We start from the raw sequence: 14,454 nt of genomic DNA on the forward strand, positions 1-14,454 counted from the left end.
CGGCATGAACAGTCCCACCCCTCAAGACCCCCAAACACCGGCTGCACCGGTAGAACACGCGGCAAGCACCCGCCGCCGGCCGCTGCGCGCTGTGCTGCAGGCCGTCGCAGGCACGGCGCGCGGCGCGGGCTGGCTGGGTGTGTGGCTACCCGGTGCCTTGCTGGCCCTGCTGCTGGCGGCTGGCGTGGCGCTGTGGCTGTGGGCCGCCACACCGGGCTCGCTGGCCCAAACCCTGGCCTGGGCCCAGGCCTACACCGAGCCCCGTGCGGGCAGCACCGGCGTGCTGACCGCTACCGGTGTGCAGGGCAGCCTGCGCGCCGGTGGCCAGATTGCGCATTTGCAGTGGTCGCGAGCCGGCTTGTCGGTCAAGGCCACCGACGTGCGTGTGAGCCTCGGACCCCGCTTGTGGATCGACGCCGCGCTGGGCCGCGGCCTGCATGTGGATGCGCTCGACATCGAGCGGCTGGACATCACCGACCAGCGCCCGCCCAGCCCCACCGAACCACTGCAGGCGCTCACCTTGCCGCTGGCGCTTACCCTGCCCTGGTCGGTGGACGAACTGGTGCTCAACGGCGCACAACCCCTGAACCTGCGGGCGGTCAAAGGCATTTACCGCTACGGCCGCACCGACACGCCACCGGCACCCGGCATGGCCGAGGCCCACCGGCTCACGCTGGAGTCGCTACAAGTAGCGGGCGGGCGCTACCGCCTGCAGGCCGCGCTGGGGGCACAAACGCCCATGCCGCTCACGCTGGACGTGCAAGGCGACGTACAAACCAGCGTGCCCGGTGGCAGCAGCATCACCCTGCAAGCCACCGCCCAGGCCCGTGGCTTTCTGAGCGGGCTCAGCGCCACGCTGGACGTGACAGCGCGTGTGCACACCCAGTCGGGCGTGGCACCCCTCTCGACCACCGCCCCGAGCGCCACACCCACGCTGGTGGCGCATGCCCAGGTCATGCCCTGGGCCACGCAACCGCTGGCCCGCGCCGACGCCACCGCGCACCAGCTCAACCTCGCCACCCTGTGGCCCGATGCGCCAGTGACCGCGCTCTCGGGCACGCTGCAGGCGCAACCCGATGGCGACGCCTGGCGCGCCACCGTGCGCCTGAGCAACGCGCTCAGCGGACCCGCCGACCGCCAGCGCCTGCCACTGCAAAGCTTGCAAGCCGACGTGGAACAGCAAGGCACCCGCTGGACCGTTTCCAACCTGGACGCCCAACTCGGTGGCGGGCGCTTGCAAGGCCAGGCCCAAGTGCAGTTGGGCAGCACGGGCACGCCGTCGGTGCCCCGCACCACCACCACGACACCAACGGCCCCAACCCCAGTGGGCGACGCCTGGCAAGGTGACCTGCGCCTGAGCGGTATCAACCCCGCGCTGCTGTGGAGCACGCTGGCGCCTGCGGCCCTGGACGGCAGCCTCACCGCCCGCACCGCCGCGTCGGGCAACGGCCAGGAAACGATTGACCTGAACGCCCTCATTCAACCCAGTGGCCGCCAGCCCGCCGGCACGCAGCTGGCCGGGCTGCGTCTGCGCGAGGTGCGGGCGCAGGGCCGCTGGCAACCCAAACCAGGAAACCCGACCCAAGGCCTGCTGGACCTGCGTGACGCCCAGATCAGCATGGCCGACGCGCAGCTCCAAACCAGCGGGCAGTTCGACACCGCCAGCCGCCAGTTCAAGGGCCAGCTCGCCCTGCAGGTGCCCGGTGCACAAGCGCAATGGCAGGGCCTGCTGGCCCACAGCGCAGGCGAGGGCAACAGCCGCTTGCAACTCGACGACGCCGCCCGCCTGCTCGCCTGGGTGCGCGGTCTGCAAACCCTGCCCGTGGTGGGCCCGCCCCTGCGCGCCTGGCTCGACACCCAGCCCGGCCTGGCCGCACAAGGCAGCGCCAACCTCACGGCCCAGTGGCAAGGCGGCCTGGGCGCTTTGGGCTACCTCGCGCCCGCAGCGGCACCCGTGGGCACCGTGGCACCACTGCCCAAGATGCAAGCCGCACTCAACATACCCCGGCTGGTGCTGCAGCCGGGCACACGCCGCAGCGACAGCACAGGCCCGACCACCCCCACCGCCAGCATCACCCTGAGCGCCTGGCGGCTGCAAGCCGACGGCCGCCTGGACGATCTGCAACTGAGCGCGCAAGGCACAGCATCCCAGGCGCCCTGGAGCGGCGCGTTGGACACCCAGGGGCAGCTGAAAAGCAGCAAGCCAGGCCCAAGCGGCGCCGCCAGCTGGCAAACAGGCCGGCTCGACCTGAGCCGCCTGCAGCTGCGCGTGAGCGATGCGTCGCGCAACGACCGCGTCACCGACTGGACCTTGCAAAACAACCAGCCCCTGGCTCTGCAATGGCAAACCACCGCACAGGGCCTGCGCCTGGACGCGGGCGCAGGGCGCCTGCAGCTGCTGCCCGCCGTGCGCCGCACCACCCCCAGCCAGCCCCCCGCGCCCCACCTCGGCACCACCCCGCTGAGCATCGTCTGGGACAGCCTGGTCTGGCAAGCCGGCGCCCTGCAAACGAGCGGGCGCCTGAGCGACCTGCCGCTGGCCTGGGTGGAGGTGCTGGGCACCGCCGAAGGGGCCAAAAACGGCCCCCTGACCCGCGCAGGCCTGAGCGGCAACCTGGTGTTTGATGGCCGCTGGGACGTGCTGTTGCCGGCCGATGCCAACACCCCGCTGCGCCTGTCGGCCGCACTCCAGCGCAGCCGTGGCGATCTCACCGTGCAAACCGATGGTGCCCAGGCCAGCAATGGCCAGCGCCTGCAAGCTGGCATACAGCAGGCCCAGCTCAGCCTCAGCGCCCAGGGCAGCGCCGTGCAAGCCAGCCTGCGCTGGGCCAGCGAGCGCCTGGGCCAGGCATCGGCCGACCTCAGCACCGAACTCAGCCTGCGCAGCACACCGGCCAGCGGCGCCAGCACGCTGGACCGCTGGTGGCCCGCCAGCGCCCCCCTGCGCGGCACGGCCACCGCGCAGTTGCCCCAAGTGGGCGTGTGGTCCGCGCTCGTGCCGCCCGGCTGGCGCATGCGCGGCACGCTCCAGGCCAACGCCGCCCTGGCCGGCACCCGCGGTGCGCCGCAATGGAGCGGCACTCTGCAGGCCGACCAGCTCGGCCTGCGCTCGGTGGTGGACGGTTTTGCTTTTTCCAACGGCCAGCTGCGTGCCACCCTGGCCGGCGACAAAGTCACCATCGAGCGCTTCAGCCTGCAAGGCCCGCGCGGCGCCGAGCCAGGCGGCACGCTGGAAGCCACAGGCACCGCCGAGTGGCGGGCGGTCGAAGGCAGCGTGTTGCGCCAGCCCTTCATCGAACTCAAAGCCACCGCGTCCAAGCTGCGGGTGTCCAACCGGGCCGACCGGCGCCTCACGCTGTCGGGCCAGCTCAACGCCCAGCTCGCAGGGCCTCGGCTGCAAATACGCGGCCAGCTCAACACCGACTCGGCCCTCTTTGTGTTGCCCGACGAACTCGCCCCCACCCTCGGCGGCGACGTGGTGGTGCGCGGCACCTTCAGCGCCCCCGAAGGCACCGACACCGTGCGCGTGCAACCCGACGTGCTGATCGACCTGGACCTGGGCGATCAATTTGAAGTGCGCGGGCGCGGCCTGCAAACCCGCCTGAGCGGCCAGCTCAGCGTGCGCAGCACACCGGCCGTGCCGGCGCCGCGGGTGCTGGGTGAAGTGCGCGCCGTCAGCGGCACCTACCGCGCCTACGGTCAGCAGCTCAGCATCGAAACCGGCGTGCTGCGCTTCACCGGCCCCTACGACGACCCCACGCTCGACATCCTGGCTGTGCGCCCCCAGCAAGGCACCGGCGGCCAGCGCGTCGGCGTTCAAATCACCGGCAGCGCCCAGAGCCCACGGGTGCGCCTGTTTTCCGACCCCGAATTGCCCGACAGCGAAAAACTCGCCTGGCTGGTGCTGGGCCGCCCCGCCACCGGCGCCGGCGCCGAAGCCGCCGTGCTGCAACAAGCCGCCATGGCCTTGCTGGCCCGCAACAGCAGCAGCAATGACCGCGGGCTGGCCAGCTCGCTCGGGCTGGACGAACTCGGCTTTCGCGGCCAGGCCACCAACGCCGACGGCACCACCGCCGCCGCTGCGTTGACGCTGGGCAAGCGCATTTCCAGCGACCTCTACCTGGCCTACGAACGCAGCCTGGCCGGCACCATGGGCACCGTGTCCATCTTCTACGACGTGTCCCGCTACCTCACCCTGCGCGCCCGTGCCGGCGAAGAAAACGCGGTCGACCTGATCTTCACCGTGCGCTACGACTGAGCCTTGGCCAAGGCCCGCCGCCCAGCGCATCAACACGCCTTTACAATCCCGACACCCCTTGCCCGGTACCGCGCGGGCAAAAGAGCGTGCCGCCATAGTTCAATGGATAGAACGAGTGCCTCCTAAGCGCTAGATACAGGTTCGATTCCTGTTGGTGGTACCACATTCAAAGCCGGAAGAGTTCAAAGCCTTCCGGCTTTTTCTTTTTCCCCTATGAAAACTCGTTTTCGTGGTGCGATAGCTTCCGAGAAAGTCTAGCAGCATCCGGGGGTACATGGGGGTACATTTCGGGGTACATATTTGGAATCTGGGGGTACATCCCATTCACCCAGCCACCCCAGGGCACAGCGCCCACCCTCAGGGGGTACCCCCCTCGAATAACGCGGTTTTGCAAGCGAAGGGAACCAATCGGTCTAGGGGGGTGAAGGGTCTGGACTTTTTCACCCCCCCCACCCTTGGTGGCGGCTCAGTGTTTACCCTTGATCGTTGTCGTTGGGCATCTTCACTTAACCCCCCTAGGGCACCCCGCGCAACAGTCGGGGCACGCGGATCGAATCACCCGCACAGGGGCAAGGCCAGGAGGACCCAACAGGGGGGGGCCGGGTGTCCACCGTTCACCATTCACCGTTCACCCTTTTCCCGCTGCACACACTGGCGCACTCACGCGGTTTGAATGACCCGCACAGGGGCAAGGCCAGGAGGACCCAACAGGGGGGGCCGGGTGTATCACCCCCCAGGTGCGGCCCGACAACTTGCCCGCCAGCGCCGCCGGATCCACCCGCACCAGGCAAGGCCGGGGAGTACCTTTCGCCGCGCATCCTTCCGGCTCTCGTTCTTTTTCAGTGGGGGCAGTGGGGGCAAACCTGAAAAACGCTTGTAAGTCGTTGTCACCATTGAAGAATTCTGCCCCCACTGGCACTGGGGGCAGACTCGTTTTCAGTGGGGGCAGTGGGGGCAATTGGTTCCGGCAAGGTGCGAAGGCTTCCGGGCCTTGGTGGTGGTGCCCCCAATCGCCGCCACTTGTACCCCCTGTTTTGGTGTCTGGTACCCCCAAACCCCAGCCGATGCAGCGCGAAAAGAATTCCCGCACCGCCGCCCATCGGCGGCCCGCCAGGCGCTCACGCCGTGGCCACTGCAGCCACCCGCCCGCGTTGCACGGGCTGGGCTGCAGGGCTCACAAATCCAGTTCAAAGATACGGGCGGGGATGCGGTAACAGCGGGTATTGCCCAGCCCAGGCAATCGGGCTTTGCAGTCAAAGGCCCGGCCCTTGTCGGGGGTCAAGCATTCATGTTCCAGCAGCACGCGGGCCACGGCTTGAGGGTCGAAGCCTTGGCAAATTTCGCCCTTGAAGGTTTCAGCCAGCACGAAAAATTCCACCGTCACACCTTCACCCATGGCCGATGGCATCCGGTCGCCGTAGTCCGTGGCGTGGTCGCTGTTGGACTTGATCGGTTCGCCCCTGTCGTTCAACATGCGCCGGAAACCTGCCCGGTGCAATGTCTTGGTGTTGTGGTCGTCGGCTGCCCGGTGCCACCAGGTGAAGCGGCCTTCACCGTGCGCCTCAAGGAAGCGCCGCACCTGTCGCAGCATGGCCACCGTTTCACCGTTTCCAATGCCGCCACGGGCCGCCAGCCAGGCATTGAAGCATTCACGGGCGGCCCGGTCGCTTTCGCCCACTGCCCAGCCTGTCAGCCCCGCCGCTGTCGCCAGCTCACCAGCAGCGCCCACCAGGGCAAAGCGTGCGCCCACCCGTTCAACCTGCCCGCCTGCAGCCTCGGGCACGATCTGCAGCGCCAGGGCGTTGGACGCGGCCCGAATGCGGGGCTTGATGGTGCCCGCGTTGTCGGTCAGCCACTGCAGCCAGGCGCGGCCCGTGGCACCGTACACGCTGCCCGCTTGCCCGGTCAGGTAGCGCGAAAAGTTAGACCCGCCTTCGTGTCCGTGTAACTCTTCAAACGCGCCCATGCCCTTGCCCGCATCGGCTGGTATTTCGGCCATCCGGGTTTCTTGCCCCGCCCGCGTGCGCTTGCCACCTTCTTGCATGTGATCCGCAAGGGACTTTTCGCCACTGCTCAGGAACAGCAGGCACCATGCAAGGCGCGTGCGTGGCGTACCCGTTCGGCTCGCTCGGGCCTTGCCCTGTCCATTGCCCAGCATGTAAGCGATATCGCCGATGATCTTGGGGTCAACCTCTCCGACTTCATCAAGGATCAGCAGGCAGTCATTGTGTTGGGCGGCTATGCCCTCAAGGGCGTTGTCAGTGGACTTCCACGATTGTTTGAAGCGCTCAGGCTTGCCGTAAACGCTGGCAGCAACCACCTGCGTTGTTGACTTGCCCGTACTCCCATCGCCTCGCACGTGGAAGCCCCCGCCCTCCATGCCAGCCGGGCGCAAAAGCGGCCCGGCAAGGGCTGCAGCCACTGCGAACACAAGGCGCGAATTACCCGCACACGGGGCCGCTACCCGCTGGCGCCATTGTTCTGGCGTGCCCTTCACGCTGAAAGTGTTGGGCTGTGCGCTCTCACTCTGAAAAACAACCCGCTCCGCTTCATCCCCGATGGTTTCATGGGGCAACACAAAGGCGGTGCCGTGCCAGCCGATGCGGTCGGTACAGGTGGCGAACTCTGCAGGTTGCCGGGTTTGTATGTACTGGGTCAGCAGGTTGCGGGCGCGTGGGCTGGGTGCAATCAGCAGGCCCATGCCCAGCAGGGCGGCCCGGTATTCGCCGCCGTCGCCCGACAACATGCGGGCGGGCATGGCCCATTGTTTGGGCTTGCCCACGGGGTCGGCAAAGGTCAGCAGGTAGCCCCACCCCTGCCCGTCTTGATCGCGGGTGCGGGCCTGCACATCCAAACGGCTGCACACCCATTCGGGCGCGGTCGGCTTGCCGTCCCGGTCAACCCCTTGGAAGTACACGCCGGAATCGTTCACCGTGAAGCGGTCCCAATCGGGCGGGGGTTCGCCGGGGCCGGTGTCGGGGCGCTCAGGCGGGCCGCCAGCGCCGCCGCCGTGGGCTTGCCCTGCCCTGCCCTTGGGCTTGCCCGGCTTCGCGCTCTGTGCAGCCGTTTGGCTTGCGGTGTGGGCATCCATTGCGGCCTGCACTGCGCTGCGCACCGCTTCAAGGCCAGCGGCCCCGCCGTGGTGTTGGTGCAAGTCGTTGAAGTCGCTGCCCCCATCGGGCAAGCCAGCGGGGAACACCGCCAGCCCGCCCACCGCACGGGCCGCCGCCGTGGCTTTCACGCGGCCGGGGTTGGTGCCTGTTTTGGTTTCGGTGTCTCGGTCGTCATCACCACACAGCACCAGCAGCGCAGCCGGGTACAGCTTGCGCAGGGCTTGGGCCACATGCTGCAGGTTGCCCGCATCAAAGGCCACCGCCACGGGGTGCCCCGTGGCTTGGTGCAAGCTGGCGGCCGTGGCGTAGCCTTCAGCCACCAGCAGCACGGGCGGGGGCGCATCGGCGGGCACGCTGCCCACCAGGTGCCACAGCCCCGACTTGCGCCCACCCTTCAAAAACAGTTTGTCGGTCCCGCCGTCCGTGGGCTTTTCGGGTGCGATGCGCTGCAGGTTCCACAGCTTGCCCGCACCGTCACGCATGGGCACCAGCACCCAGCCACCAGGCGCAAAGCGCAAGCCGTGGGGCTGCACACCCTTGCACACCGTGTACGGGCTTTCGCCGGTGTCGCTGGCGTCTTGCCACTGCGCCGCCGCTTGCTGGGCTGCAGCCGCTTGCGCTGCCTCTCGTTCGGCATCCGCCGCCCGCTGGCGCTCGGCTCGGTCACGCTCACGCCGTGCCACTTCCTCAGGGCTGGGGGGCGTGGCGGCTTGCCCGGTCTTGGGCAAGGTGAAGCCGTGTTGTTTGGCCAGGTGCAACAGCGTGGCGATGGTCACGCCGCCGCCTGCCTTGATGCTGCGCCATGTAGATTTCACCTCTTGGGCGTTGTATCGGTCGGGGTCGCTGGCGCTCCATTGGTCGAACAGGGCAAACCCCGTAGCGTCTGAATATTCGCTTTTGATGGCCATGCCCACCTGTGCCCAAACATCACGGGGCAGGTTTGCCGGGATGTAGGCCAGGCCGGACCGGATCAGCTCGGGCGTGATTGTGGTTTGGTGTGGTGTCATGTGGCGGTGAATAGGTCGGGCTGGGTGCGGGGGCGGTGCAACAGGGCATAGGTGCGCACGGGGCGTCTTTTCGTGCCAGCCACACAAAGCACCTCACGCCAGCCGTAGGCCAGGCCGTAGCCCATGCCCAGCAGCTCGGGGCGCGGCATGTCCGACAACACCTTAGAAATGCACCCGGTGTCACACACCGCGTCAATTTCCTTTTGCGTTGCGTGGGGATGCTGTTCCAGGTAGTCCGCAACCCTTGCGGCTTGTGCGGCTCGGTCGTCGGGCTGGGGTTTGGGGGCTGTCACGTGGCCCCCCCTTCGCGGTCGTCTTGCGGGGGCTCGCTGCCCTTGCGCTTTCTGCCCAGGTGGTAGGCGGTCAGCACCGCGTGCGCCAGCACGTCAAGGCCTTGCCGTTGTAAGCCGTCATTGCCTTGCCAGGCGTTGATCGCAGCCTCTCCGCTCACTGCCAAGCTGTCGCCGTCGCTCAGGCGTTGCACCGCATCAATCGCAGTCGTTGAAAAGGCAATGCAGGAACACAGCACGCCGTCGCCGTTCTTGTCGGTGGTGGCAATGCGCCATGATGCAAAGGGCTTGCCGTTTTTTGACGTGCGCACCGTCACAGCGCCGCGAATGCGGCCGGATATGAGGGCATCAATCATTGCGGCCCCCGGTTTGCTGGCGCTGGGCTTGCCATGTGGCAATGTCCGATTCACGCCAGGCCACAGCGCGGGCGGACAGGCGGACCGGGGCCGGAAAGGTGCGGGGCGTGGCATTCAGCCCCGCGTAAATCGTTGACTTTTTCAGACCCGTCAACTGCTCAACAGCGGGCAAGCGTAGAAGGCGCTCGGGGGTTTTGGCGGGGGCGGTTTGGCTCATGTGCGGGGCTCCGTAGGTTGTTGGAGTCCCTATGATTCCGCGTGTGTTCTAGGCGGAAAACGTATCAAGCCCCCGGTCCCGATGAACAGGTCTTGCAACAGTTTGCAAAGCCTTGATTTCGTTACCAATTCCCCACGGTCACACCCAACTTAAGAAGCTTTGTGCGTGCAAAGGGGGGACTGGCGAACGTCATACACCGCCCCATATTGACGCAGCGCCAGGCCGGTGAAGGTGACCGACTTTTCGCCCTCGGGGATCGGCCTCGGGCTAGGCGTGGCAAAAACTTGGCAAGGCTACAGAAGCCCCATTTCAGCCATGGAAACGGCTTCGCTGCCCGTCACGATCAAATGATCCAGCACCCGAATATCCAGCAGCGCCAGCGCGGCCTTGAGGGTCACAGTCAGGCTTTGATCGGCCCGGCTCGGAAGGGCTGCGCCGCTGGGGTGGTTGTGCGCAAAGATCACCGCCGCCGCGTTGTGTCCAAGGGCGGCCCGCGCAATTTCTCGGGGGTAAACGCTTGTTTGTGTCAGGGTGCCATTGAAGGGCGTTTCAAAGGCAATGGCGCGGTTTTGGCTGTCAAGGTACAGCACCGCGAACACCTCGGTTTTTTCGGCCCCCAGGTGCAAGCGCAGGAAGTCGCGCACCGCTTGGGGGTTGTCAAACAATGCGCCAGGCTCCCCCAGGTAGCGCCCCAAAATGCCCAGGGCCGCATCAATCACGCCGCGTTCGTGCTCGGGTAGTCCGTGGCGAAACGACACAGGCCCGGCCCCTGCCCGGTAGCAGGGCACCAACTCCCGCGCTTTGTTGCGTGCCCGTGGTGCGGGGGGTCGGGTTGGGGCAGAATTCAAAGCAGCCATTTTCAAACCTTGTTTTTGATGATGGTCAGGCGGGGCCGGTGTTCGTACCACCAGGCCCCGCCGCCTTTTGTGCCCAGCAAACACCGCCGCTGGGCTTGGCGGTATCGGGTCAGGCGGGCACCAAGGCGGGCCGGATGTGCAGGGGCGCGGTCTTGAGCAACTGGCGGGCTTGCCATTCGTCATAGGCCGCCTGTTGCACCAGCCACAGGCGGGCCGCGCCGCCACGGTCAACCCCTAGCCATGCCTCAAGGCGCAAGGCCAGCGCCGGGGATATGGCGGCATGTCCGTTCAGCACGCGGGACAGGGCCACACGGGAAACCCCCAACTGTTCAGCGGCTTGCGTCACGGTCAAACCCAGCGCGGACAACACGTCATCACGCAGGGTAAGGCCGGGGTGTGGGGGTTTCTTGGTCATGGTGGGGTCAGGCGTTGGCCGGTTCGATGCGAACCACAGCACGGCCGCCCACGGCACGGGCGTAGCGCTGCACTGTGCGAAGGCTGGGGGCTTGTTTGCCGCTCTCCAGGCGGGCTATCACGCTTTGTGTGGTGCCCATGCGCTGCGCTACCTCGCCTTGTGTCAGCCCAGCCAGGTTGCGGGCGGCTATGAGTTCGCGGGCGGTTTCAAATTCGTCCCCCAGTGCGTCGTATTCGGCGCGGGTGGTTGGGTTGTTCAGCAGTTCGGTCTTGATCTGGTGAAGCGACTTCATGGCATGGCCTCCAGTCTGCGGCGGGCGGTTTCAATGGCGCTGCGGGGTGTGGCCTGTGTTTTCTTCACGAACACATGCAGCACCAGCAGGCGGCGGCCTTGAACGGCGGCGTACACGGCACGGGCAATGCCGTCGCGGCCCTGCATCCTCATTTCCCACAGCTTGCCGTCCAGCGGGCGTATGTGAGGCAAACCCACGCGTTGCGGCCCAAGGTCTTGCAACAGTTCGGCGATGCGCAGAAAGCGGGCTTGCATGTCGCTCGGCAGGGCCATCAGTTCGGCCTCTGCGTGGGTGTGAAGGTGTACCGTCCAAGTGCTCACATTATAGCCTTTTTGCTATCTTCAATCATCCAGCGCCGTGCCCGCATAGGGGGGCACCAGGGAAAGCCCTTCGCGCTGCATTCCGGTGCGGTGCGTTGCCTTCCGGGCCACGGGCACCAGGGCACAAAGCAGCGCCGGGGGCCGGGGTGGCAAGCCATGGCCAGCGGTGAAGCCCTGAAAGGCAAAGCATGGGGCGGTTTCTTTGTATGAATGAATGATTTTTTTCATCATATAAAAGTGCCCCCACTTTGCCCCCTTTCTGCCCCCACTTTGCCCCCACTGCCCAGCAGCCCGCAAAGCCCCGCCGTTGCTGGGTTTCTGGGTTTTGCCCCCACTGCCCCCACGGTTTGGCGTGGAATGGTGGTGAAGGACAAGCGCCGGGCACGCATTCAGGCGGCCCGCTTGGGCATTTTCAGCACCTTGCCCGCCTTGCGGCCTTCCAGGTAGTCCGCCCACCACTGCAACAGCTTTTCACGGTCTTGCATGTAGGTTGATCGGTGGTAGGCAGCCCGCACGCCGTTGCGCTCTATGTGGGCAAGCTGGCGCTCGATTACATCGGGGTTCCAGCCGCATTCATTGGCCACGGTCGAAAACAGGGCACGGAAGCCGTGCGCCGTGGCGCTGCCCTTGTAGCCCATGCGGGCCATGGCTGAATTGAACGTGTTTTCGCTCAGGGACTTGCCGGGGTAGTACGGGCTCGGGAACACCAGGTCACGATCACCGCTCAAGGGTTGCATGGTGCGCAGCACCTCAAGGGCTTGGCGTGACAGGGGCACGCGGTGTTCGGTGCGCATCTTCATGCGTTCGGCTGGGATGGTCCATAGCGCCGCTTCAAGGTCGAACTCTGCCCAGCGTGCGCCGCGCACTTCACCCGGCCGGGTGGCGGTCAGCATCAACAGGCGCAAGGCCCGCACCGTGTGGGCGTCGCCTTCATAGGCGTCCAACTTGCGCAGGAACTCGGGAAGGTCACGATCTGACAGGGCGGGCCGGTGGTTCACCTGTCGGGGCTTGAGGATTTCCGATGGCACCAGGTCAAGCATGGGATTCGATTCGATGCGCTCATGTGTCACAGCCCAGCGGTACACCGCCTTGACGCGCTGCAGCACCCGGCTTGCTTGATCGCCAGCGCCGCCCGCTTCAATCTTTTTCACCGCCGCCATGATTTCGCCGGGCTTGATGCTGGCCAGCGGCCGGGCACCCAGGGCCGGGAAAATGTGCCCCTCAAACGATGCGGCTATGCGCTCGGACGTGACAGGCACCCACCGCGTAGCTTGGTGCGCCATCCAATCGCGGGCCACGGCTTCAAAGGTGTTCGCGGATTCATGGGCGGCCTTCACTTTGTCCGCCTTGCGCAGCGCCCCCGGATCGTCGCCCGCCTGCAGTGCGGTGCGGGCCTCTCCCGCCGCATCGCGGGCCGCCTTGAGGGTCACAGCCGGGTACACCCCCAGGGCTAAGAGCTTTTCCTTGCCGCCGTGGCGGTACTTCATGCGCCAGTACCGCCCGCCCGCCTTGGTCAGCTCAAGGTAAAGCCCGCCGCCGTCGAAGTGCTTACCGGGGTCGGTCAGGGTGCGCAATTTGGCGTCGGTCAGTTTCACGGGGTATCCTTGAAGGTCTGGGGGTACATTTGGGGGTACATTCTGCATCCATCGCACCAAAACCCTTTGTTTATGCCGCCTGCAGCGCTATTTGTGGTTGCTGTTGGTTACCACATCTGACCCGTACGCGGGTCCACCGGGAGACACTGCATGCACACCGCCCCTCCCCGCCGTTTCAACAACGCCACGGCCCTAGGAGCCTGCGCGGCAGAACGTTTCGCGTACTGATTTGAGGACCGCTGCGCGGTGCCTCGGGCGATTTGATCGCTTCCGTTGTTTGGCGTGGTCCTTACGGCGGCCTTGGTCAGGTCTGAACGCCCCGTTTCGCGCCCCGAGATGCCCCGTTTTCCCTCAAATGCCGCGCAAACTGCACATCCGTCTCAAGTTCAGCGCCAGACACACGAGCTTGAACTCGGCCTTGACCTTGTCCAGTCCGCGCAGGCTGAACTGTCTGAACCCCAGCACGCTCTTGATCCAGCCGTTGGGCGCCTCCACGATCCACTTCCTCTTGCGGTAGGCCGCCTTGCCCTCGGGTGTCTTCAACTTGGCATCCATCGCCGCGCTGCGCGGGTACTTCCGGGCGTCAATCTCCAGCGCCTGCTTGCCCTCGCGCCCCAGCGCCACGATCAACTCGCTCGGACTGTCCTTGATCTGCTCGAACACCGACTCCGAGCGGAACCCCGCATCAGCCAGCACCTGCCTGGCGTCTTCGCACAGGTTGGCTTTCACCGCCGCCAGCAACACGGGCAGGCGGTCGCTGTCGGTGGCGTTGTTGCTCAGCTCGGCCGCCACCACGATCTGCGCGCTCTCGTCCACCGCCGTGTGCGCGTTGTAGCTGTAGTCATAGCCCCCACCGGCACGCTTCATGATCCGGCTGTCCGTGTCGGTGAAGCTCTCCTGGGCGCTGTCTTTGGGCACGCCGAAGTCGCGCTTGTAGCGCCCGCCCTTGGGTTTGCCGTCCTTGTCCCGGGGTTTGCGCTGATCGTTCTGGCTGCGCCCGCGGGCTGCATCGGCTTCTCGCTGGCGTTGTTCCAGCCGCAGCTTGGCCGCCGTGATCGCGGCCAGCCGATCGGCTCTGCGTTTGATCTCGCTGGGGATGTCGATGTCGGGTTCGTTCTTTTCCAGGTCGTCGGCCGCCTTAGCTCTGTTGAGCAGCCCGTCAATCTGCGCTTTGAGTTCGGCCTCGGCCTTGAGCATGCGCTCGTAGCTCATGGCCTTGTGACGGCTCGCATTGGCCTTGAGCTTGGTGCCGTCCACCGCCACGGTGCCCAGTTTGACCAGGCCGCACTCGCGCGCCAGGCGAACGACCTGAACGAACAAGGCCGAGAGCTCTTGCAGGTGCAGTGCCCGAAAGTCCGAGAGCGTGCGGTGCGCCGGGTAGTTCTCTGCGGCCAGCACCCGCAGCGCCACGTCTTCATGCAGTTTGGCCGCCAGCTTGCGCGAGCTGAAGGTGCCCGTGGCGTAGCCATAGATCAAGACCTTGATCATCATGGCCGGGTGAAACGGTTGGTTGCGTGGGCCGCCCTTGTCGTAACGGGCGTGAAACGCCCTCAGGTCCAGGCTGTCGACGCTGTCGCTGATGAAGTACGCCAGATGCCCTTCGGGCAGCCAGTCTTGCAGTGCGTCAGGCAGCAGTCGCTGCTGTTGCGGTTCGTAGGGGAGGTAACTTGCGGCCATGCCCACAATTTACCAAGCATTCGGACCTCATGGCGCTTCTGCCGCGCAGGCTCCTAG

The 14,454-nt window shown here is 66.3% G+C and carries 11 protein-coding genes and 1 tRNA gene; 2 read left to right on the forward strand and 10 right to left on the reverse strand.

Annotation, left to right across the window (positions count from 1 at the left end; all coding sequences use genetic code 11):
- Nucleotides 1-4 precede the first annotated feature (4 nt).
- Together AC0GNR_RS12940 and AC0GNR_RS12945 are read left to right on the forward strand one after the other, a co-directional pair.
- Nucleotides 5-4,258, forward strand: a complete 4,254-nt coding sequence (locus AC0GNR_RS12940; protein ID WP_472901364.1) for a translocation/assembly module TamB domain-containing protein — start codon at nt 5-7, stop codon at nt 4,256-4,258.
- An 88-nt stretch (nt 4,259-4,346) separates the two neighbouring features.
- A tRNA-Arg gene (locus AC0GNR_RS12945) sits at nt 4,347-4,421 on the forward strand.
- A gap of 1,011 nt (nt 4,422-5,432) precedes the next feature.
- Here the strand turns inward: AC0GNR_RS12945 and AC0GNR_RS12950 are convergent.
- The 10 genes from AC0GNR_RS12950 to AC0GNR_RS12995 all read right to left on the reverse strand — a co-directional run bounded on the left by AC0GNR_RS12950 (nt 5,433) and on the right by AC0GNR_RS12995 (nt 14,397).
- Entirely contained in the window at nt 5,433-8,378 is a 2,946-nt protein-coding gene (locus tag AC0GNR_RS12950) for a DUF927 domain-containing protein (RefSeq protein ID WP_472901365.1), read from the reverse strand.
- Nucleotides 8,375-8,671, reverse strand: a complete 297-nt coding sequence (locus AC0GNR_RS12955) for a hypothetical protein (RefSeq protein WP_472901366.1) — start codon at nt 8,669-8,671, stop codon at nt 8,375-8,377. The genes AC0GNR_RS12950 and AC0GNR_RS12955 overlap by 4 nt, the downstream gene beginning before the upstream one ends.
- Nucleotides 8,668-9,024: a single-stranded DNA-binding protein gene (locus tag AC0GNR_RS12960; protein WP_472901367.1), complete on the reverse strand. Its 357-nt coding sequence runs from the start codon at nt 9,022-9,024 to the stop codon at nt 8,668-8,670. The genes AC0GNR_RS12955 and AC0GNR_RS12960 overlap by 4 nt, the downstream gene beginning before the upstream one ends.
- Complete coding sequence (locus tag AC0GNR_RS12965; protein ID WP_305335996.1) at nt 9,017-9,241, reverse strand: helix-turn-helix transcriptional regulator; 225 nt, start codon at nt 9,239-9,241, stop codon at nt 9,017-9,019. The genes AC0GNR_RS12960 and AC0GNR_RS12965 overlap by 8 nt, the downstream gene beginning before the upstream one ends.
- A 293-nt stretch (nt 9,242-9,534) precedes the next feature.
- A complete protein-coding gene (gene radC, locus AC0GNR_RS12970; RefSeq protein WP_472901368.1) occupies nt 9,535-9,999 on the reverse strand; it encodes a RadC family protein in 465 nt (154 codons plus the stop codon).
- Between the two features lie 208 nt (nt 10,000-10,207).
- Nucleotides 10,208-10,513, reverse strand: a complete 306-nt coding sequence (locus tag AC0GNR_RS12975) for a HigA family addiction module antitoxin (RefSeq protein WP_472901369.1) — start codon at nt 10,511-10,513, stop codon at nt 10,208-10,210.
- 7 nt (nt 10,514-10,520) lie between these two features.
- Nucleotides 10,521-10,805, reverse strand: coding sequence for a helix-turn-helix domain-containing protein (locus AC0GNR_RS12980; protein ID WP_472901370.1), 285 nt, complete (start codon nt 10,803-10,805; stop codon nt 10,521-10,523).
- Complete coding sequence (locus tag AC0GNR_RS12985) at nt 10,802-11,125, reverse strand: type II toxin-antitoxin system RelE/ParE family toxin (RefSeq protein ID WP_472901371.1); 324 nt, start codon at nt 11,123-11,125, stop codon at nt 10,802-10,804. Before AC0GNR_RS12985 ends, AC0GNR_RS12980 begins: the two co-directional genes overlap by 4 nt.
- A 389-nt stretch (nt 11,126-11,514) precedes the next feature.
- The gene (locus tag AC0GNR_RS12990) at nt 11,515-12,720 is read right to left on the reverse strand and encodes a tyrosine-type recombinase/integrase (RefSeq protein WP_472901372.1); all 1,206 of its coding nucleotides are present in this window, start codon (nt 12,718-12,720) and stop codon (nt 11,515-11,517) included.
- A 351-nt stretch (nt 12,721-13,071) separates the two neighbouring features.
- Nucleotides 13,072-14,397, reverse strand: coding sequence for an IS1182 family transposase (locus tag AC0GNR_RS12995; RefSeq protein ID WP_472899619.1), 1,326 nt, complete (start codon nt 14,395-14,397; stop codon nt 13,072-13,074).
- Nucleotides 14,398-14,454: the final 57 nt, after the last annotated feature.

It is taken from the genome of Hydrogenophaga sp. LT287, from assembly GCF_055702805.1.

Bases quoted from the DNA above. Each gene is read 5' to 3' on its own strand.
- AC0GNR_RS12960 (WP_472901367.1), bottom strand. From the start codon at position 9,024: ATGATTGATGCCCTCATATCCGGCCGCATTCGCGGCGCTGTGACGGTG.
- AC0GNR_RS12995 (WP_472899619.1), bottom strand. From the start codon at position 14,397: ATGGCCGCAAGTTACCTCCCCTACGAACCGCAACAGCAGCGACTGCTG.
- AC0GNR_RS12950 (WP_472901365.1), bottom strand. From the start codon at position 8,378: ATGACACCACACCAAACCACAATCACGCCCGAGCTGATCCGGTCCGGC.
- AC0GNR_RS12965 (WP_305335996.1), bottom strand. From the start codon at position 9,241: ATGAGCCAAACCGCCCCCGCCAAAACCCCCGAGCGCCTTCTACGCTTG.
- AC0GNR_RS12975 (WP_472901369.1), bottom strand. From the start codon at position 10,513: ATGACCAAGAAACCCCCACACCCCGGCCTTACCCTGCGTGATGACGTG.
- AC0GNR_RS12980 (WP_472901370.1), bottom strand. From the start codon at position 10,805: ATGAAGTCGCTTCACCAGATCAAGACCGAACTGCTGAACAACCCAACC.
- AC0GNR_RS12940 (WP_472901364.1), top strand. From the start codon at position 5: ATGAACAGTCCCACCCCTCAAGACCCCCAAACACCGGCTGCACCGGTA.